Raw genomic sequence first — 19,332 nt, forward strand, 5'->3', positions numbered from 1 at the left:
CGACGAGGAGACGTGGTTCGATGTCGCAGGTGTCCGAGGCGCGCCCCGCCACCGTCAGCATCGAGCCCCGGACAATCCCGTTACGACGCGCTCTGCCGGCACTGGTCCGCGATCCGCTGGGCGCGCTCGTCGACTTCGCGCAGGACGCCGACGGCGACGTCGTCCGGCTCAACCTCGGCTCGTTCCGCCCCTATCTGGTCAGCCATCCTGAGCACCTGCAACGCGTCCTGCGGGACAACGTTGCCAACTACACCCGGGACGGCGACGGGTTGCTCTGGCGACCCGTGCGTCGAATCGTCGGTGACGCCATCCTGGTCGCCGAGGGTGAGATCTGGGAGTCCAGCCGAGGCGCGCTGCAACCGTTGTTCACCGCCAAGCGGGCCGAGACGCTCGTCGACAAGATGGCCGAGGCGATCAACGAGGCGGTCGACGAGTGGCTCGAACCGGCCCTCGCCGGTCGCCCGATCGACGGTGGCGCCGAGCTGACCCGGATCGTCCTGCGCACCACCATGCGGGTCCTCTTCGCCGACCGGATCTCGGTCCCCGACGCCCTGCGGATCAGCGCCGCGCTGGACACCGTCACCACCGCGATGCTCCCCCGACTACTGATGCCCGCCGTGCCGTACGCGGTGCCGATGCCTGGCGACCGGCGTTTCGCCGACGCGGTGCGCACCATCGACGAGGTGGTGCTGCCGATCATCCGAGAGGCCCGGGCCCATCCCACCGACGGCGACGACATCATCTCCACGCTCTGCCGGCCGCGCGCCGACGGCAGCGAACCCGACGAGTACGCGATCCGCGGCGACGTGGTCGCGATGTTCTCCACCGCCACCGAGACCACCATCGCCCTGCTCTCCTGGCTCTGGCCGGTCCTGGCGTCCCGACCTGACGTGGCCGAGCGGATGACCGACGAGATCGAGCGGGTGGTCGGCGCCGAACGGGTCGGCCGCGAGCACCTGCCCCAGCTGCGCTACGGCCGGATGGTGCTCGACGAGATGCTGCGGCTCTACCCGGCCGGCTGGATGATCCCGCGCACAGCGGTCGGCGACGACGTACTGGGAGGGGTGCGGGTCAAGGCCGGCGGCACCGTGCTGGTCAGCCCGTACGTCACCCAGCGGATGTCGACGTTCTGGACCGACCCGGCGCTCTTCGACCCGGAGCGGTTCGCACCGGAGTTGCCCCGGCGGCGCTACCGCTACTCCTACTTTCCGTTCGGCGGAGGCCCGCACCAGTGCCTCGGGCAGTACCTGTTCCTGCTGGAGGCCCAGCTCATCGTCAGCACCGTGCTGAACCGCTACCGCTTCCGGCTGCGCGAACCGGTCGATCTCACCCCTCGGATGGGCGCCTCGCTGCAACCGAAGCAGCGGGCCGAGGTCATCCTCACCCCGGTCGAGCGCCCGGTCGCATCGTGACGGAGACCCCGCGACCGGCGCGGGCCGGTCAGGACGCTGTCGCCGAACAGGGCCGGGTGTGCGCGCTCGCCGTGCGCGGCGTACGCGACCTCCAGGATGTCACCGCCGCTCACCCGGAGCTGTTTGACGCCGCGCCGTTCGACCCGGCGCTGCTCAGCTCGGTGGCCACCGCCATCGCCTTCACCGCGCCGTGGCACACCGCCGCGGAATTGCGGATCACCACCCGTACCCTGCTCTGGGTCTTCGCCGCCGACTGGCAGGTCGACTACCTCGCGCGGTCCGTCGACGACGTCCGGGAGGTGGTGACCGACTGCCTCGCGGTGGCCGACGGCGCTGCGCCGCCACCGGGGCGACACCTGGCCCGACTCCTGGCCGACCTGCGCGACGAGCTGACTACCGTGCCGGCGTTCGTCCGGCTGCGGCCGATCTGGCGCGACGAACTGGCGCGGATGTTGGCCGCCGTGGCGCGGGAGTGGGACTGGAAGCACCTGCCGACCGACCCGACGACCGGCCGGCGCCTGCCAGACCTGGACCGCTACCTGGACAACGCCGACAACCTCGCCTGTTCCTTCGTCAACGTCACCCACTGGATCGCCACCGGCGACGAGAAGACCCTCGCCCAGCTGACCGACCTGCTGGACGCCGGTCGTGGCGTGCAGCGCGTACTGCGGCTGGTCAACGACCTGGCCACCCACCGTCGGGACGCCGAATGGGGTGACCTGAACGCCCTTTCGTTTGTCGACGACCCGGCGCAGGTGCACGACCGTCTGACCGAGTTGACCGCACGGTCTCGGGGGGACCTGGCCGCCCTCGCCGAGCGGTGCCCCCGCCAGGCGGACTACCTCAACCGGCAGATCTCCTTCACCGAGGGCTTCTACCAACTGTCGGACTTCTGGGGCGCGCGGTGAGTAACTGCGCCACCCGGGTGCTCGCCGACGCGGCTACCGCCGCCGACCCGGTCGCCGCCACCGCCCGTGAGTTGATCGCCGGCCTTGGTCTGCGGCCGTGGGGGCAGGTCGCCGCATCGGTGTACGAGACCGGGCGGCTGGTCGCCGTCGCGCCCTGGCTGACCGGGCACCACCAGCGGATCGCGTTCCTGCTGCGCAGTCAGCGCCCGGACGGGGCGTGGGGCCCACCCGAGGGGTACGCCCTGGTGCCGACGCTGAGCGCCACCGATGCGCTGCTCGCGGCGCTGGCCGACGGCAGGGCCGGGACGGAACTGCTCGCCCCGGTGGCCCGTGGGCTTGGCGCGCTCGTCGGCACGCTGCTCCCCACCGACGCCCGGACCCTGCCGGACACCCCCGCGCTGGACCTCATCGTCCCGGCGCTGGTCGACACCATCAACGACCGGCTCGCCCGGCTGGAGCGGGTCACCGCCGCCGGCCTGCCCCGACGGCCGTTGCCGCTGCCCACCGGGCTCAACCGGGACCGACTGCGCGCGGTGCGGTCCGCGGTGGCCGCCGGAGTGGCGCTGCCACCGAAGCTGGCCCACTTCTACGAGATCCTGGACGCGACACCCACCGACGCCGGCCCCACGCTCACAGCGGTCGGCGCCTCACCCGCCGCGACCGCGGCCTGGCTGACCGCGGCCGGCCCGGCCGCCGGCCCTGCCGCGCACGCCTTCCTGCGGGCGTTGATCCGCGACGGAGGCGGCCCGGTGCCCTGCCCGGCACCGATCACCGTCTTCGAGCGGGCCTGGGTGCTCAGCGGCCTGACTCGCGCCGGGATCACGATCAACCCGCCGGCCGCCGTCCTGGAGAGCCTGACCGCTGCCACCGCCGGCCAGGGCATCGCCACCGGCGACGGCCTGCCGACCGACGCCGACACCACAGCGGTGTCGCTCGACGCGTTGGCCCGGCTCGGCCGTCCGGCGGACCCGGCCAGCCTGTGGGCGTACGAGACGGCTGACGGTTTCTGCACCTGGCCGGGGGAGGACGGCTTCTCGGTCACCACCAACGCCCATGTGCTGGACGCCTTCGGTCAGCACCTGATCCGGCACCCGGACGCGGACGCGCGTTATCACCGGGCGGTCGACCGGCTGAGCACTGTGCTGACCGGGCACCAGCGCGCTGACGGCGCCTGGCAGGACCGGTGGCACGCCTCGCCGTACTACGCCACCGCCTGCTGCGTGCTGGCACTGGCCGAGTTCGGGCGGGGTGCGGCCGCCGCCGAGGCGGTGGACCGCGCGGCCGGCTGGGTGCTGAGCAGCCAGCGCGTGGACGGTTCGTGGGGGCGGTGGGACGGCACCGCCGAGGAGACCGCGTACGCCCTCCAGGTGCTGCTGACGGTGCCGACCACGGTGCCGCGGGTCGAAGACGCCGTGGCGCGGGGGCACGCCTACCTGCACGAATCCGCCGTCCGGGAGCACCCTCCACTGTGGTACGGAAAGGAGCTGTACTGTCCGACAGTCATCGTCCGTGCCGCTGTGCTCACCGCCTGCCGACTTGCCGGCATCCGTGCCTCCGGCGTGGACCGATCGGTGGTGGATTGCGGTTACCAGTCAACAAAAACAGCAACTTGAGGGGTTGTGTGGACACTGCTAGCGTACGCAGAGCCTCAGCCCCGGATGCCCCGCTGTGGTGGGACGTCGCCCCCTCTGATCATTCGTTGATGAGCTGAGTCAACGCCCGGCCTGGGACGGTTCAATGCGTTCTCGCGGTACGAGTATCCGCACCAAGGTTGTCGCCCTGCTGCTCTCCCTGGTCGCGCTCTGGATGTTCGCGGCGTGGGTGACCCTGCGTGACGGCTTCAACCTGCTCGGTGTCCAGTTGCTCAACAGCAAGGTCTACACGCCGAGCGAGCCGCTGTTGCAGGAGCTCCAGGTGGAGCGGCGGTTGACCCAGGCGTACCTGAGCAACCCCGAGGCCGCGCAGCGGACGGCACTCGAAGCCGAGCAGCGCAAGACCGCACAGCTGGCCGCCGACTTCGCCGCCTCGGTGCGCAACTGGCAGGTCGACGTCGCCGGCGGCTCCGCACTGGACACGCAGCTCGGTATGACGATCGCTGAGGTCAACGGGTTGGAGCGGACCCGCTCCGAGGTGCTGGACCGCAAGATCGACCGGATCGCCGCCGCCGAGGCGTACACCGACGCGATCGAGTCGATCTTCCAGATCTACGACGTGACGGGCAGCCTGGACGACAAGCAGATCGCCGGCGAAGCCGCGGCCCTGATCCAGCTCAACCGGATGAAGGAGCTGATCTCCCAGGAGGACGCGCTGCTCAGCGGCCTCTTCGGCAACGGTCGGATGAGCGGCGCCGAGTACGCCCGCTACGTCGCGCTGGTCGGCTCGGAGCGGTTCGTCGGTGAGGAGACCCGGGTCCGGCTCGCCGACTCCGACCAGCGCCGTTACCAACAGCTCGTCGAGGGTGAGGCGTTCACCCGACTGCGCGCCGTGCAGGACAGCATCATCCGCGAGGGCCGGCCGTCGACCCAGCTGCCGGTCGGCGCCGAGCAGTGGCGGGGCACCGTCGAGCCGGCGCTGGCCGAGGTGAACGACGTCGTGACCGCCGGCGGTGAGGGCATCGTGGACCGGGCCACCAGCGTCGCCGTGATGGTCGTCGTCCGGCTGGTGCTCGCCACCGGCCTGGGTCTGCTCGCCGTCATCGCCTCGGTCGTCGTCTCGATCACCACAGCGCGGAATCTGCTGCGCCAGCTGGACCGGCTGCGGGAGGCCGCCTGGCAGCTCGCCGACGAGCGGCTGCCCCGGGTGGTGGAGCGGCTCGGGCGCGGCGAGGAGGTCGACGTGGCCACCGAGGCGCCACCGCTGGAGTTCGGCACCGACGAGATCGGCCAGGTCGGCAAGGCGTTCAACGCGGTTCAGGAGACCGCGCTGCGCACCGCCGTCGAGCAGGCCGACCTGCGTCGCAACGTCCGCGAGGTCTTCCTGAGCCTGGCCCGACGCACGCAGGCGCTCGTCCACCGCCAGCTCACGCTGCTCGACGCGATGGAGCGCCGCGAGCACGACGCGGAGGAGCTGGAGGACCTGTTCCGGGTCGACCACCTGGCCACCCGGATGCGGCGCAACGCGGAAAACCTGATCGTGCTCTCCGGCTCCACCCCCGGTCGGGCCTGGCGGCGCAACGTCCCGATGGTCGACGTGGTGCGCGGCGCCGTGGCCGAGGTGGAGGACTACACCCGGGTCAACGTGCTGCCGCTCGGGCCGGTCTCGCTCGCCGGCCGCGCGGTCGGCGACGTCATCCACCTGCTCGCCGAGCTGATCGAGAACGGCCTGTCGTTCTCCCCACCACACACGACCGTCGAGGTCCGCGGCCAGGCGGTCGCCAACGGGTTCGCCATCGAGATCGAGGATCGGGGCCTCGGCATGAGCGAGGAGGACCTGGCCGCGGCGAACCACCGCATCGTCGACCAGTCCGAGTTGAACCTCGCCAACGCCGCCCGCCTCGGGCTCTACGTGGTGAGCCGGCTGACCGAACGGCACGGCGTGCGGGTACGGCTCAAGGAGTCCGCCTACGGCGGCACCACCGCGGTCGTGCTGATTCCGCTGGAGTTGGTCACCGAGACCGGCGCCTCCCCGGATGACTCCGGCTCGTTCCGGGCCGGTACGGCCATCCCGATGCCGTCGGCGCCCGCCACGGACAGCGGCCGCCCGGCGTCCCTCGCGCCGGTCGCGCTCGCCGCGCCGACGACCACCGCGCCGGAGGTGGCGGTGACCTCGGCGGTGCCGGTGCCGGCCGACACCACAGCACCGACGACGGACGAGGAGGCCGAGGCGGACACCGTTCTCCCCACCCGACAGCGGACCACCCCGGCAACCGGCACCCCCGACCTGCCCACCCGCGCCCGGCGCGGCCCGGCTCAGCCGTCCCTGGAAGCCCCGACAGTGCCCACCGGCCTGCCCGCCGTCGACCGCACCCGCCCGGAGGCCCCCGACGGAGAGCCGCAAGCCCGCGACGGAGAGCCGGTCGAGGCCGGCGACGCCGGCCCGACGCCCGCCCGCGCCGAGGCGGAGCGGACCGACTCCGGCCTGCCCGTCCGGGTCCGACAGGCGAACATCGTGCCCGAGCTGCGAGACGACCCTGCGGCGTCCGAGACCGACGACGAGGATGTGGTGCGCCCACCGGAGCAGGTTCGCCGGATGATGAGCTCCTACCAGACCGGCACCCGCCGTGGGCGGACCGACGCGGCTCGGCTGCTCGGTGGCGCCTCCGGCACCCCGACTGCGACGCCGTCCGAGCCGACCGACGAGGATCCACAAGCGACCTGACCGAGCACCGACGACGCGGGTTTCCGCACGGTGTGACGGTCAAGCCCCAGACGAACACGGCGCACAGCCGGGCGAGAAGAGGACGACGAAGTGACCCAGAAGACGGCTTCGAGCGCCGACCTGACGTGGTTGCTGGATGACCTGGTGGGCCGGGTGAAGCAGGCCGAACACGCGGTCGCGCTCTCCACCGACGGCCTCTTGATGGCCTCCTCCCAGGGGTTGAACCGGGACGACGGCGAGCACCTCGCAGCGATGGCGGCCGGCATCCAGAGCCTCGCCCGAGGCGCCGGCAAGCGTTTCGGTGGTGGGCAGGTGCAGCAGACCATCATCGAGATGCAGTCGTCGTTCCTGTTCGTCACCGCGGCCGGCCGCAATGCCTGCCTGGCGGTACTGGCCAGCGAGGACGCCGACGTCGGCCTGATCGCCTACGAGATGGCGATGCTGGTGACCCGCGTCGGCAAGTACGTCGCATCGCCGTCGCGCGGCACTGATCAGCAGGTCGGCGAGAGGTAGCGGCGATGACGGTCCAGGGGGAGTCGGCAGACCATCAGTGGGTGGATGACCACGCGGGTCCGGTGGTGCGTCCGTACGCGGTGACGCGTGGTCGGGCCCGCCCGGTCACCGGCACTTTCGACCTGATCTCCCTGGTCACGGCGACCCAAGCCGAGGTCACGCCCGAGGTCGGTCTCGGTCCTGAGCATTTGGCGATCGTCGGGCTGTGCCAACGCATACAGTCCGTCGCCGAGATCGCCGCCCATCTCGACCTGCCGGTGGGCACCATCCGGGTGCTTCTCGGTGATCTGGCGGCCCGCAGCCTGGTGCAGGTCCGCGAGCCGCAGACCACGGCCGGTCTTCCCGACAACAGCATCTTCGAGGCGGTAATCAATGGACTACGGGCACTCTGACCGGCCGGCGGGAGCGACGCCACTGCCCACCGCGATCAAGATCCTGGTCGCGGGCGGCTTCGGCGTGGGCAAGACGACGATGGTTGGCGCGGTCAGCGAAACCCGGCCGTTGCGCACCGAGGAGGTGCTGACGGAGTCGGGGGTCGGCATCGACGACCTGTCCGGGGTGGAGGGCAAGACCACCACCACCGTGGCCATGGACTTCGGCCGGATCACCATCAGCGACGACCTGGTGCTGTACCTGTTCGGCACGCCGGGGCAGGACCGGTTCTGGTTCGTCTGGGACGAGTTGGCGTTGGGGGCGATCGGCGCTGTGGTGCTGGCCGACACCCGGCGGCTCGCCGACTGCTTCCCCTCGATCGACTATTTCGAGGGTCGGGGCACGCCCTTCGTCGTGGCGGTCAACTGCTTCCAGGATGCCCGGAAGTACCGGCTCGACGAGGTGCAGGCCGCGCTCAACCTGGACCCGGGCGTGCCGGTGCTGCTCTGCGACGCCCGGCAGCGCGAGTCCAGCAAGGAGGTGCTCGTCACGCTGATGGAGCACGCCATGAAGACCCGCGAGGCCCGCCGCCGCGCCGCCAGCGGAGACTGACCAAAGTTTTTCGGGGGAGGGTGTCCGGAACGCTGCCGGCCGATCGTCATGCTGGCGACACCCCGAGAAACCAGGGAGCGACCAGATGAAGTACATGATGTTCGTTTGCAGCGACACCGAGCCGGACACCGACCCCACCGAGCTGCCCGACATCTACAAGTGGGTGGCGGAGAACGACTCTCGTGGCCGCCGCCTGACCGGCAACGTGTTCGCGTCGACCAGCGCGGCCACCACCGTCCGAGTTCGTGACGGTGAGCTGCTCATCTCCGAGGGGCCGTTCGCGGAGACCGCCGAGGTGATCGTGGGCTTCGACCTGCTCGACTGCGCCGACCTGGACGAGGCGATCGAGGTGGCCCGCACCCACCCGATGGCCCGCGAAGGGCGACTGGAACTGCGTCCGTTCGCGGACCTGTCCGACTGACCGACTTGTCCATCTCGCGAAGCCGGCCGGTGCGCACCCAGGCACCGGCCGGCGCGGTGGCGGCGGAGGCCGTCGCGGCCGCCAGCGTCGAGGCGTACCCCCGGATCGTCGCGACCCTGATCCGGGTGACCGGGGACTGGGCGTTGGCCGAGGACTGCGCCCAGGAGTCGTTGACAGTCGCGCTGGAGCGTTGGCCCACGGACGGTGTGCCGGCCAACCCGGGCGGCTGGCTCATGACTGTGGCGCGCAACCGGGCGATCGACGTGCTGCGCCGGGCCACCGTGGAGCGGCGCAAGCTGCACGACCTGGCGTTGCTCGCGCCGGACGACGCGCAGCCCGAGCCCGAGGTGAGGCAGGACGTGGTGGACGACCGGTTGCGGCTCATCTTCACCTGCTGCCATCCGGCACTCGCGATCGAAGCCCGAGTGGCGTTGACGCTGCGAACCGTCTGCGGCGTGCCGACCGCTGACATCGCCCGTCTCCTGCTGGTCAACGAGTCGACGATGACCCGCCGGTTGACCCGGGCGCGGACCCGCATCGCCCAGGCCGGCATCCCGTACCGGGTGCCGAGCGGGCCGGCACTGACCGAGCGGCTGCCCGGCGTCCTCGCCGTGCTGTACCTGCTGTTCACCCGGGGCTACGTCGCCGACGGCGAACCGGCCTTCGCCGACGAGGCGGTCCGGCTGGCCCGGCTGCTCGACCGGCTGATGCCCGACCAGTCCGAGGTCACCGCGCTGCTGGCGCTGCTGCTGTTCCAACACTCCCGTCGGGACGCCCGCCGCGACGCCGCCGGCAACCTGCTCACCCTGGAGCGGCAGGACCGCGACCGGTGGGACCGTGCCGCCATCGCCGAGGGCCTGACCGCCCTCGATCGGGTACGCCACGACGGGCCGTACGCCTGGCAGGCCCGGATCGCCGCCTGCCACGCCACAGCTGCCTCGGCCGACGACACCGACTGGCCGACGATCGCGCGGGCCTACGACGCGCTCGCCGATCTCCGCCCCTCGCCGGTGATCGCGCTCAACCGCGCGGTCGCGCACGGCTACGCGTACGGGCCGGACGCCGGGTTGGCCCTGCTCGACGCGGCGCGCGCCGGGGGCGGACTCGACGGCTATCCGCTCGCCGTGGCCGTGCAGGCCGATCTGGTGGCCCGGCAGGGCGACCGGCAGCGCGCGGCCGGACTGTTCCGGGAGGCGGCGGCAGCGGTGGGCTCGACCGCCGAGCGCCGTGCGCTGCTCGACCGGGCTGACGAACTCGCCGGGTAGGGCGGCGGATGCCGGCCGGTCCGGTCCGGCTTCGGTCTGGCTCGGCGTCGGTCCGGCTTCGGTCCGGCTCGGCGTCGGTCCGGCTTCGGTCCGGCTTCGGTCCGGCTTCGGTCCGGCTCGGCTTCGGTCCGGTCCGGCTTCGGTCCGGCCGGGCTCCGGGCAGAGGGCTCAGTCGCGTCCTTTGCTCTGCTTCACTCGGCGCAACACTTATCGCGCATTGTCGTTGCGTGCGTTGAAGCAGAGCAAAGGACGCGAACCTGAACCGGCGGGCCCGGACGCCCACCGAGGCGAGCCCGGACAACTACCGGGGAGAGGTCAGCCGCGCTTGGCCAACACCAGGAACCGGGCCCAGGCCGCCGGGTCGAAGGCGAGCATCGGACCGGCCGGGTCCTTGGAGTCGCGTACGCCGATGACGCCCGCGAGGTTGTCGGCCACCTCGACGCAGTTTGATGCTGCCGCTTCCCTGATGAGATTGAGGGACTGCGCCCGCGGCAGGGCGCCGTCGCGAATGCGTTCCCACCGTCGGTCGAATGTAGCAACGTCGGCAACGTTGTCGATGAGCTGCGCCTGCGCCTGGCTGTCGACGTGCGCGACCCGCGCCCCGTCCGGCATCTCTGCCACTGTGAACGGGCCATCGAGGCCCGGCCAGGCCCTGATAGACCGGGCCGACGACCTCATGCGCGAGGGGTTAGTCACGCCACCAGGATCGGTACGTCGTACTTCTGGATGCGGTCGCCCCGGGTGACCAGGGTCAGCCCTTCGTGCCTCATCCGGGGAGCCCGAAGCCGCGAGCAACCTCGTCGTTGACCTCGTCGGAATCCCAGTCACTGGTGAGATCCAGCGAACCGCGCAGAGACCCGCGACCGGTGCGTGTCGTACGACGAAGAGGAACGACCTTGGCGACCGGGTTGCCAGCCCGGCTGATCACGATCTCCTCGCCGTGCTCGACCCGTTTGATGATGCGCGACAGGTTCGTCTTCGCATCGTGGTTGTCGAACTGCGCCGCAGCTTCACCGGCCACCGTGGCACCTCCTCTGCAAGAAGTTAGCCCGTGGCGGGGCCCGGAACAAGGAGCGACCCGGGAACGACGCAGGCTGCCTCCCGCCGAGGGCGGGAGAGAGCCTGGTGACGTCGGTACGTCTGCGCTGAGCGTTCACCCCTGTCGCCAACCCCGTTGGCGCGACTGGCGACCGATATGGTGGCCGCATGGCGTTGCCGTTCGTCGTTGCCCTGCGCGGTTATGACATGCGTCAGGTCGAGAGTCTCTTCGCTGAGGTCGATGGGGCTCTGGCCGCTGACAGCGCTGTGTTGCGGGCCGGCGCGCGGGACGCGCTTCGGGCGACCACCCTGCGGCGGCGGATACGGGGCTACGCTGCCCGGGACGTGGATGCGGCGATAGCCCAACGGCTGGCTGCGCTCGCGCTCCCGGGCACCCGGAGCGAACCGGCGCGACCACTTGCCATCACGCCGTTGCCGTTCGTGGTTACTCTGCGCGGTTATGACATGCGTCAGGTCGAGAGTCTCTTCGCTCAGGTCGATGGGGCTCTGGCCGCTGACAGCGCTGTGTTGCGGGCCGGCGCGCGGGACGCGCTTCGGACGGCCACCCTGCGGCGGCGGATACGGGGTTACGCGCGCCGCGCCGTGGATGACGCGGTAGCCGAGCGCCTACGGGCGCTCTGACCGCGAGTCTTCCTCGGCTTCGACGGCGAAGGCCGCCCCCGCCAAAGCGGGAGCGGCCTTCGACCAGCCGTACGCGATCAGTTGGCGATCATGCGGCGCAGCACGTACTGCAGGATGCCGCCGTGCCGGTAGTAGTCCGCCTCACCGGGGGTGTCGATCCGCACCACGGCGTCGAACTCGACGCCGGTGTCGGTGCTGACCAGCACGGTACGCGGGGTGTCACCGTCGTTCAGAGCGGTCACCCCGGTGATGGTGAACGTCTCGGTGCCGGTCAGGCCGAGCGACTCGGCGGTGACGTCCACCGGGAACTGCAACGGCAGGACGCCCATCCCGATCAGGTTCGAGCGGTGGATCCGCTCGTACGACTCGGCGATGACAGCCCGGACGCCCAGCAGCATCGTGCCCTTGGCCGCCCAGTCCCGCGACGAGCCCGAGCCGTACTCCTTGCCGGCCAGCACGACCAGCGGGATGCCGGCCTCCTGGTAGGCGACGGAGGCGTCGTAGATCGAGGTCTGCTCGCCGGTGAGGTGGTTGACGGTGAAGCCGCCCTCCACCCCGGGCACCAGCTGGTTGCGCAGCCGGATGTTGGCGAAGGTGCCCCGGATCATCACCTCGTGGTTACCCCGGCGGGAACCGTACGAGTTGAACTCGTGGCGCGGCACGCCGTGCTCGGCCAGGTACGAGCCGGCCGGGGAGTCCGCCTTGATCGCGCCAGCCGGCGAGATGTGGTCGGTGGTCACCGAGTCACCCAGCTTGGCCAGCACCCGGGCAGCGGAGATGTCGACGACAGGGCTCGGCTCCTGCTGCATGCCCTCGAAGTACGGGGGCTTACGCACGTAGGTGGAGTCGCTCTCCCACGCGAAGGTGTCGCCGGTCGGGGTCGGCAGCGACTGCCACCGCTCGTCGCCGGCGAAGACATCGGCGTACGCGGCGCTGAAACCGGTGGCGCCGATCGCCTGGGCGATGACGTCCTGGATCTCGGCGCTGTTCGGCCAGATCTCGCGCAGGTAGACCGGGTTGCCCTCGGAGTCCTCACCGATCGGCTCGTTGGCCAGGTCGATGTCCATGGTGCCGGCCAGGGCGTAGGCGACCACCAGCGGCGGCGACGCCAGGTAGTTCATCTTGACGTCCGGGTTGATCCGGCCCTCGAAGTTCCGGTTGCCCGAGAGCACCGAGACCACCGACAGGTCGTGCTCGTTGACCGCGGCGGACACCTCCTCGGGCAGCGGGCCCGAGTTGCCGATGCACGTGGTGCAGCCGTAGCCGACCAGGTTGAAGCCGAGCTTGTTCAGGTACGGGGTGAGGCCGGCCCGCTCGTAGTAGTCCATGACGACCTTCGACCCGGGCGCCAGGGTGGTCTTCACCCACGGCTTGCTGGTCAGGCCCTTGTCGACGGCGTTGCGGGCCAGCAGCGCGGCACCGATCATCACCTGCGGGTTGGACGTGTTGGTGCAGGAGGTGATCGCGGCGATCACCACGGCGCCGTGGTCCAGCTCGTACTCGACGCCGTCGGCGCCGGTGACCCGGATCGGGTTGCTGGCCCGGCCGCCCGCGCCGACCGCCGCGGTCTCCAGGTCACGCGGCTCGTCGGCCGGGTCGCTGAACTCGTTGGCCGGCGGGTCGCTGGCTGGGAAGGACTCGGCGCTGGCTTCGTCGGCCGGGCCGTTGGCGCCGCGCGGCAGCTCCTCGCGGGGGACACCCGGCTTGAGGTCACGCTCACCGACGGAGTCGTCGGCCACGTAGTCGGTCAACGCGGAGCGGAACAGCGTCTTCGCGGCGCCCAGCGGCACCCGGTCCTGCGGGCGCTTCGGGCCGGCGAGCGACGGCTCGATGGTGCCGAGGTCCAGCTCCAGGCGCTCGGAGTACTCCGGCTCGTGGTTCGGGTCGTGCCAGAGGCCCTGCTCCTTGGCGTACGCCTCGACGAGCGCGACCTGCGCGGCGTCGCGGCCGGTCAGCTCCAGGTAGCGAATCGTCTCCGCGTCGATCGGGAAGATCGCCACGGTGGAGCCGTACTCCGGGGACATGTTGCCGATGGTGGCCCGGTTGGCCAGCGGCACTGCGCTAACGCCGGGGCCGTAGAACTCGACGAACTTGCCGACGACACCGTGCTTGCGCAGCATCTCGGTGATGGTCAGCACCAGGTCGGTGGCGGTGGTGCCGGCCGGCATCTCACCGGAGAGCTTGAAGCCCACCACCCGGGGGATCAGCATGCTGACCGGCTGGCCGAGCATCGCGGCCTCGGCCTCGATGCCACCGACGCCCCAGCCCAGCACGCCCAGGCCGTTGACCATGGTGGTGTGCGAGTCGGTGCCGACCACAGTGTCCGGGTACGCCTGGCCGTTGCGCTCCATGATGGTCCGGGCCAGGTACTCGATGTTGACCTGGTGCACGATGCCGGTGCCCGGCGGGACGACCTTGAACTCGTTGAACGCGGTCTGACCCCAGCGCAGGAACTGGTAGCGCTCCTTGTTGCGCTCGTACTCCAGTTCGACGTTGCGAGCGAACGCGTCCTCGCGGCCGAACAGGTCGGCGATGACCGAGTGGTCGATGACCAACTCGGCCGGGGCGAGGGGGTTGACCTTGCTGGCGTCGCCGCCCAGGTCACGTACCGCCTCGCGCATGGTGGCCAGGTCGACCACGCAGGGCACGCCGGTGAAGTCCTGCATCAGGACCCGCGCCGGGGTGAACTGGATCTCCACGCTCGGGGCGGCGGTGGAGTCCCACCCGCCGAGCTGGCGGATGTGGTCGGCGGTGATGTTCGCGCCGTCCTCGGTCCGCAGCAGGTTCTCCAGCAGGATCTTCAGGCTGTACGGCAACCGGGCTTGGCCGTCCACCTTGTCGATCTTGAAAATCTCGTAGCTCGCGTCTCCGACGCGTAGCTGGGTCTTCGCACCGAAGGTGTCGAGGCTCGCCACGTCGTACTCCTTCACACCAGCGACCGTGAGTAGTCCTGAGCAGTCTGTCGCACCGGTCGGGGTGCCGCCGAGGTTAGGTGACACTTACCGCCCGATTCCGCTTCCAACAAAACCGTACGTCCGTCTTGCTAGATGCGCAACCTGGCGTCACGGGTTGGGTGGCGCACGACGGCGCGGCGTCGACGGGTCGGCGGGGTAGGGTCGGGGCCGATTCGGAAGGGGTGCCGAGTGATCGACGTTCAGCACTGGCTCTCGGCGCTGCCTCCGGGCGTGGTCTACCTGATCGTCGCCGGAGTGATCGGCGTGGAGAGCATGGGCGTCCCGCTGCCCGGCGAGATCGTCCTGGTCAGCTCCGCCCTGCTCGCCGCCACCGGTGTGGTGGAGCCGGAGTGGGTGGCCAGCGCGGCGGCGTTCGGCGCCATCGTCGGCGACTCCATCGGGTACGCCGTCGGCCGACGCGGCGGTCGTCCGCTGCTCGCCCGGCTGGGCAGACGGTTCCCCAAGCACCTCGGCCCGGCGCAACTCGCCCGTGCCGAACAGAGCTTCGCTCGGCACGGCGTCTGGGCGGTCTTCTTCGGTCGGTTCGTGGCACTGCTGCGGATCCTGGCCGGGCCACTCGCCGGGGCGTTGCACGTGCCGTACCGCCGCTTCCTGGTAGCCAACGCGGCCGGCGGGTTGGTCTGGGCCTTCGGCACGACGTACCTGCTCTACTCGGTTGGCCGGGCGGCCGAACACTGGCTGAAGGACATCTCCTGGGCCGGGTTGGTCCTCGCGGTGCTCGCCGGGCTCGGCAGCACCTGGTGGCTGCGCCGACGCGCGCACCGCGTCACGTCAGCCGACGGCGCCGCTGGCATCGAGGCGGCCGAGGTGGCTTCCGGCGCGGAGGCGGCCGAGGTGGCTTCCGGCGTCAAGACGGCCGAGGTGGCCCCCGGCGGTCGGTCGACTGCGCTGGCGTCCGGCGGCGATTCGGCCCAGACGGGCAACGAGCGCTGACCTGGGCATGCCGAAGGGCCGGGTCCCGTGGTGGGGTCCGGCCCTTCGGTGTGTGCTGGTGTGTGCAGGGGTCAGCTGGTGGCGTAGCCGCGGGTGGCGATCCAGTCGGCGAGGTGCTCGACGCTGATCTGGTAGGCGGCTTGGTTGGGGTCGGCGGAGTCGGCGATGGTGACGGTGTTGCCGTTGTCGTGGTAGCCGACGACGCTGATGTAGTGCCCGCCCTCGTAGGAGTGGGTGGTGCCGGCGGTGTCGGTGCTGGTGCCGGCGATGTTGGCGACCACGGCCCGGCCGTCGTCAACGGTCTTGACGATGTCGGCGCGCAGCGTGTCGGTCTGCTTGGCGTCGGCGTCGGGGGTGCTGATTTCGACGGACCGGTAGGCGTTGGTCTTGCCGGTTTCCTTGTTCAGGACGGGGGTGATGTCGTTGATGGAGTTGGTGCCGGCTTCGGTGGTGCCCATTTCCTTGGCCATGTCGTCGACGTTGATGTTCTTGCCCTGCACGGACAGGGCGTTGCGGGTGGCGGCGGGGCCGCAGTAGTAGAAGTTCGGCTGGGCTTCGTAGCGCACGCCGAGTTCCCGCTCACCGTGACCCTTGCGGTCGGTCTGGGTCTGCGTCGTGGGCTTGTTGGTGCTCGGCGCGGCGAAGGCGGTGGTGACGGGGCCGGCGATGGCGCCTCCGGTGAAGGCGAGGCCGGCGGCGGTGAGGGCGGTCTTACGGATCAGATCGGTACGCATGATGGCGTGCTCCTCTGCATCGGGGGTGCCCACACGACCTCGGGGGCTGTGGTCGTGCGGGGAAAGTTCACGGCGACGTCGGCGATCCAGGGGGACCTGCTCGGCGTTGCGGGGGATGTAACCGGGGCGGCCTGCCGGGTGTTCCCGGCGGCTGCCGCGCCCCACGACCCGAGAGTCGCGGCGGTCTGCCAGGTATAACGACCCGGCCCGGCCCACGATTCCGCCGCCGGGGTGGCCCCGACCACCCGACCACCGACGCCAAACCCGACAACCCACTCACCCCGCTCAGCTGGCCGACCCGACAGGGCGGCCATGCCGGTCTGCGCTGGGCCGCCACCGACGAAACCGGACATCCGGCGCCAACAGGATGTTGAAGCTGATCAGTCGCCGGACGATCCGAACCGGCCGCTGATGGGTCAAGTACCTGGTCCGCGACGCGCTGCCACCAGGCAACATCTAGGCTCTGACCGAGAAGGGTGGATCATGGACGCTGCAATTTGCCGGGACCTGGCTCCTTCCCCACCCGGGGTCGGCCGATGAGCGCACTGGCTTTCCTGAACATCGCCATGAACGGGCACATCAACCCGACACTGCCCGTTGTAGGTGAGCTTGTTCGTCGTGGTCACTCCGTCACCTATCACACGACGCCGGCCTACGCCGAGCAGATCGCGGCCACCGGGGCACGGGTGTTCCTCTACCCCGGGGACGACGTACCGCTCTCCGGCCCGCCGACGCCCGTCACGGTGATGGAGCAGCTTGCGCGTACCGCCGTACGCGTGCTGCCCGCCGTCCTCACCGACCTGCGGGGCACCCGGCCCGATCTGATCGTGCACGACTCCCTCTGCCCGTGGGGGCCGGTGGTCGCCCGGGAACTCGGCGTGCCGCCGGCAACGTCGTTCACCACGTTCGCCTTCAACCGGCACGTGCCCAGCCCGACCCGCGGCTCCTGGGAGCTGCTCAGCGCGGCCGCGGCCCTTCCCCGCTCCACCGTCGGGTACCTGAGATCGCGGTGGGAGCTGCGCCGTCGGTACGACACACGCACCTTGCCCATGATCGACCTGGCCAACATCCGTCAGCCGCTCAACCTGGTCTACACCTCGCGGGCGTTCCACCCCGAGGCGGACAGTTTCGACCAGTCCTATCAGTTCGTCGGACCGAGCATCGGTGACCGCCGAGCGGATTCGTCGTTCCCGGTCGATCGATTGCGGGACCCGGTGATGTACGCCTCGATGGGCACGGTGTTCGACGCCCCGCAGTTGCTGCGCACCTTCGCCGACGCGCTGGCCCCGCTGGGCGGCACCGTAGTCATTTCCACCGGACACACCGATCCCGCCGATCTTGGCCCGCTACCGGGAAACGTGCTCGCCCACCGTTCCGTACCGCAGTTGGAGGTGCTGGCCCGTGCGGCGCTGTTCATCACTCACGGCGGAGTGAACAGCGTCAACGAGGCCCTGTACGCCGGCACCCCGATGCTGGTGGTCCCCCAGGGCGCCGACCAACTGCTGGTGGCTTCCCGCATCGTCGAGCTCGATGCCGGCCTGTCGATCCGCACCGAGGACGTCACGGTGGAGGTTGTACGGGCCCTCGCCCAGCGTTTGCTCGACGAGCCTCGGTTCCGGGCCGCCGCGAGCACCCTGCAGGTCGCCCAGCGTCAGGCGGGCGGCTACGCGCGTGCCGCCGACGTACTCGAGCACTTCGTGCAGCAGACCGGCTCGGTCGCTCAGTCGGGCTCTGCCGATTTGCCGCCACCGGGCTGACCGATGTCTCCCATTGTCGCCATCCTGCTGCTGGTCGCCGGGCTGTCCGAGGCCGCCGGGCGTCTCCTGCCGGTGGTGGCACGCCTGTCCGGCGTGTCCCACGCGAGGGTGGTCGGGTTGTTGCTGGCGGGCGCGATCGTCGACGGCGCGGTGTTCGCGCTCTGGCCGCTGTCCGCGTGGGCCGTTGCCGGTCTGGTGTTGCCCACCGCACCGTCCGACGCCCTGGTCTGGACACCGGGCCTGGCCGTTCCGCTGGTACTTGCTGGGGTTCTCGCGTTCCCGCTGCTCGGGCCACTGCTGCACCTGTTGCTCATGGTGGGAGTGGGGGCCGGCCTCGCCGGTGCTCTCGCCACGGTGGCCGGAGTTGGCTGGTGGGAGGCCGCCGGCTGCGTAGCGATCGCGGGAGTCGGGCTCGGTGTCTCCGTCGAGGCTGTCCGCCGCCTTGTCGTGAAGCTCAACACCAGACGAGCACCGGAGCCGGTCGCGTGATCGGACTGGCGCTCCTGCTGCTGCTCGGAGGGCTGGGACTGGTGCTGATCGCCGAGGCCCTGCTCGCCCGCTACGAGGTGCTGGTCTACGCCGCAGGATGGCGCACACCCACCATCTCCCGCGCCGAGGGCATGTCCTACGCCCGAGGGGCGGATCCGGACCGCCCTCCGGACGCCTACCTGGTCTATCTGGACGGCATCGGGAAGCGCCGTTTCCACGACACCCGCGATGGTGGCCGACTGGTCAAGGCCCTGATCAACCGAGCGCCGGAGCTCCGGGTGCTGGGCCAGGTGCAGCCCTACTCCCCGCTCGCCGTGCCGCTCGCCGACCGGCCGGTCTGGACCTGGCTGCGCCGCCGCATCGGGCTACTGCTGTTCCTGCACAACGTGATGCAGATCTTCGTCGCCGCCGACCGCCGCTACCGTCCCCTGTACAACCGTGCCGTCGGTGCGCAGATCGCCACCGAACTCCAGGTCGCCGGTTACCGGCAAGACAGCGGCATACCCGTGGTGTTGCTCAGCTACAGCGGTGGCGCCCAGGTCGCCAGCGGTGCGGTGAACGAACTGTGGTCCCAACTGCGTACCCCGCTCTGGCTGATCACTCTCGGTGGGTTCCACAACGGTGCCAACGACATCACCCATGCTCAGCACCTCTACCAGCTCACCAGTGCCGGTGACTGGATCGAGCGAGTCGGCACCTGGATCTTCCCGCAGCGGTGGCGGCTGTTCCGCTGGAGCGGATGGAACCGGGCCGACCGCGAAGGCAAGATCACCGTGCACCGGCTCGACCCTGCCACGCACATCGGTCCCCGCAGCTACATCGCCCCGGAGGCCCGCCTGGCTGATGGGCGCAGCCACCTCGACCGGACCACCGACACCGTGCTCGCGCTGATCCGGGATCGCCTCAACCTGGCGGCCGAGACCGACGGCCCGCTGGCCTGAACG

At 70.7% G+C, this 19,332-nt stretch carries 18 protein-coding genes and 1 pseudogene; 14 read left to right on the plus strand and 5 right to left on the minus strand.

Annotated features, from left to right (window positions below):
- Positions 1-74 precede the first annotated feature (74 nt).
- From ACLJOK_RS03395 to ACLJOK_RS03435, 9 genes are all read left to right on the plus strand, one after another.
- On the plus strand, positions 75-1,412 hold the full coding sequence (locus tag ACLJOK_RS03395; RefSeq protein WP_410819232.1) for a cytochrome P450: 1,338 nt from the start codon (positions 75-77) through the stop codon (positions 1,410-1,412).
- Positions 1,409-2,320: a terpene synthase family protein gene (locus ACLJOK_RS03400; protein ID WP_410816053.1), complete on the plus strand. Its 912-nt coding sequence runs from the start codon at positions 1,409-1,411 to the stop codon at positions 2,318-2,320. Before ACLJOK_RS03395 ends, ACLJOK_RS03400 begins: the two co-directional genes overlap by 4 nt.
- Complete coding sequence (locus ACLJOK_RS03405) at positions 2,317-3,933, plus strand: prenyltransferase/squalene oxidase repeat-containing protein (RefSeq protein WP_410816054.1); 1,617 nt, start codon at positions 2,317-2,319, stop codon at positions 3,931-3,933. The genes ACLJOK_RS03400 and ACLJOK_RS03405 overlap by 4 nt, the downstream gene beginning before the upstream one ends.
- Positions 3,934-4,057: 124 nt before the next feature.
- Entirely contained in the window at positions 4,058-6,637 is a 2,580-nt protein-coding gene (locus tag ACLJOK_RS03410) for a nitrate- and nitrite sensing domain-containing protein (RefSeq protein WP_410816056.1), read from the plus strand.
- Positions 6,638-6,727: 90 nt separating this feature from the next.
- Positions 6,728-7,150, plus strand: a complete 423-nt coding sequence (locus tag ACLJOK_RS03415; protein ID WP_238681720.1) for a roadblock/LC7 domain-containing protein — start codon at positions 6,728-6,730, stop codon at positions 7,148-7,150.
- Positions 7,151-7,155: 5 nt separating this feature from the next.
- Complete coding sequence (locus ACLJOK_RS03420) at positions 7,156-7,542, plus strand: DUF742 domain-containing protein (RefSeq protein ID WP_238681702.1); 387 nt, start codon at positions 7,156-7,158, stop codon at positions 7,540-7,542.
- Positions 7,523-8,134, plus strand: coding sequence for a GTP-binding protein (locus ACLJOK_RS03425; RefSeq protein WP_196924375.1), 612 nt, complete (start codon positions 7,523-7,525; stop codon positions 8,132-8,134). Before ACLJOK_RS03420 ends, ACLJOK_RS03425 begins: the two co-directional genes overlap by 20 nt.
- A gap of 85 nt (positions 8,135-8,219) precedes the next feature.
- The gene (locus ACLJOK_RS03430; RefSeq protein WP_410816058.1) at positions 8,220-8,555 is read left to right on the plus strand and encodes a YciI family protein; all 336 of its coding nucleotides are present in this window, start codon (positions 8,220-8,222) and stop codon (positions 8,553-8,555) included.
- A 29-nt stretch (positions 8,556-8,584) separates the two neighbouring features.
- Entirely contained in the window at positions 8,585-9,820 is a 1,236-nt protein-coding gene (locus ACLJOK_RS03435; protein WP_410816059.1) for an RNA polymerase sigma factor, read from the plus strand.
- 315 nt (positions 9,821-10,135) lie between these two features.
- Here ACLJOK_RS03435 and ACLJOK_RS03440 read toward each other — a convergent pair whose 3' ends face one another.
- The 3 genes and pseudogenes from ACLJOK_RS03440 to ACLJOK_RS03450 all read right to left on the minus strand — a co-directional run bounded on the left by ACLJOK_RS03440 (position 10,136) and on the right by ACLJOK_RS03450 (position 10,841).
- Positions 10,136-10,288, minus strand: a complete 153-nt coding sequence (locus ACLJOK_RS03440; RefSeq protein ID WP_410819234.1) for a DUF397 domain-containing protein — start codon at positions 10,286-10,288, stop codon at positions 10,136-10,138.
- Positions 10,268-10,471, minus strand: a pseudogene (locus ACLJOK_RS03445) (Scr1 family TA system antitoxin-like transcriptional regulator); the annotation flags it as partial. The gene ACLJOK_RS03440 and the pseudogene ACLJOK_RS03445, both read right to left, overlap by 21 nt.
- A gap of 115 nt (positions 10,472-10,586) precedes the next feature.
- Positions 10,587-10,841: a type II toxin-antitoxin system Phd/YefM family antitoxin gene (locus tag ACLJOK_RS03450; protein ID WP_410816061.1), complete on the minus strand. Its 255-nt coding sequence runs from the start codon at positions 10,839-10,841 to the stop codon at positions 10,587-10,589.
- Positions 10,842-11,026: 185 nt separating this feature from the next.
- Between ACLJOK_RS03450 and ACLJOK_RS03455 the strand changes: the two genes are divergently transcribed.
- Positions 11,027-11,500 carry a hypothetical protein gene (locus ACLJOK_RS03455; RefSeq protein WP_410816062.1) on the plus strand — a complete coding sequence of 158 codons (474 nt, stop codon included), beginning with the start codon at positions 11,027-11,029 and terminating at the stop codon, positions 11,498-11,500.
- A 77-nt stretch (positions 11,501-11,577) separates the two neighbouring features.
- Here ACLJOK_RS03455 and ACLJOK_RS03460 read toward each other — a convergent pair whose 3' ends face one another.
- The gene (locus ACLJOK_RS03460; protein ID WP_410816063.1) at positions 11,578-14,430 is read right to left on the minus strand and encodes an aconitate hydratase; all 2,853 of its coding nucleotides are present in this window, start codon (positions 14,428-14,430) and stop codon (positions 11,578-11,580) included.
- Positions 14,431-14,643: 213 nt separating this feature from the next.
- On the opposite strand from ACLJOK_RS03460, the gene ACLJOK_RS03465 reads away from it, so the two are divergent.
- The gene (locus ACLJOK_RS03465) at positions 14,644-15,408 is read left to right on the plus strand and encodes a DedA family protein (RefSeq protein ID WP_410816064.1); all 765 of its coding nucleotides are present in this window, start codon (positions 14,644-14,646) and stop codon (positions 15,406-15,408) included.
- A gap of 71 nt (positions 15,409-15,479) precedes the next feature.
- Here ACLJOK_RS03465 and ACLJOK_RS03470 read toward each other — a convergent pair whose 3' ends face one another.
- Positions 15,480-16,142, minus strand: a complete 663-nt coding sequence (locus ACLJOK_RS03470; RefSeq protein ID WP_410816065.1) for a C39 family peptidase — start codon at positions 16,140-16,142, stop codon at positions 15,480-15,482.
- A 536-nt stretch (positions 16,143-16,678) separates the two neighbouring features.
- On the opposite strand from ACLJOK_RS03470, the gene ACLJOK_RS03475 reads away from it, so the two are divergent.
- The 3 genes from ACLJOK_RS03475 to ACLJOK_RS03485 are packed head-to-tail and all read left to right on the plus strand — an operon-like array spanning position 16,679 to position 19,329.
- Positions 16,679-17,899 (plus strand): macrolide family glycosyltransferase, encoded by a 1,221-nt coding sequence (locus tag ACLJOK_RS03475; RefSeq protein WP_410816066.1) that lies wholly within the window; start codon positions 16,679-16,681, stop codon positions 17,897-17,899.
- A 3-nt stretch (positions 17,900-17,902) separates the two neighbouring features.
- Complete coding sequence (locus ACLJOK_RS03480; protein WP_410816067.1) at positions 17,903-18,388, plus strand: hypothetical protein; 486 nt, start codon at positions 17,903-17,905, stop codon at positions 18,386-18,388.
- Positions 18,385-19,329, plus strand: a complete 945-nt coding sequence (locus tag ACLJOK_RS03485; RefSeq protein WP_410816068.1) for a hypothetical protein — start codon at positions 18,385-18,387, stop codon at positions 19,327-19,329. The genes ACLJOK_RS03480 and ACLJOK_RS03485 overlap by 4 nt, the downstream gene beginning before the upstream one ends.
- Positions 19,330-19,332: the final 3 nt, after the last annotated feature.

Source organism: Micromonospora sp. 050-3 (assembly GCF_046549335.1).
GTDB lineage: Bacteria > Actinomycetota > Actinomycetes > Mycobacteriales > Micromonosporaceae > Micromonospora > Micromonospora trifolii.

Coding starts and splice junctions, on each gene's coding strand:
- ACLJOK_RS03480 (WP_410816067.1), top strand. CDS start 17,903: ATGTCTCCCATTGTCGCCATCCTGCTGCTGGTCGCCGGGCTGTCCGAG.
- ACLJOK_RS03470 (WP_410816065.1), bottom strand. CDS start 16,142: ATGCGTACCGATCTGATCCGTAAGACCGCCCTCACCGCCGCCGGCCTC.
- ACLJOK_RS03425 (WP_196924375.1), top strand. CDS start 7,523: ATGGACTACGGGCACTCTGACCGGCCGGCGGGAGCGACGCCACTGCCC.
- ACLJOK_RS03430 (WP_410816058.1), top strand. CDS start 8,220: ATGAAGTACATGATGTTCGTTTGCAGCGACACCGAGCCGGACACCGAC.
- ACLJOK_RS03455 (WP_410816062.1), top strand. CDS start 11,027: ATGGCGTTGCCGTTCGTCGTTGCCCTGCGCGGTTATGACATGCGTCAG.
- ACLJOK_RS03420 (WP_238681702.1), top strand. CDS start 7,156: ATGACGGTCCAGGGGGAGTCGGCAGACCATCAGTGGGTGGATGACCAC.
- ACLJOK_RS03475 (WP_410816066.1), top strand. CDS start 16,679: ATGAGCGCACTGGCTTTCCTGAACATCGCCATGAACGGGCACATCAAC.
- ACLJOK_RS03410 (WP_410816056.1), top strand. CDS start 4,058: ATGCGTTCTCGCGGTACGAGTATCCGCACCAAGGTTGTCGCCCTGCTG.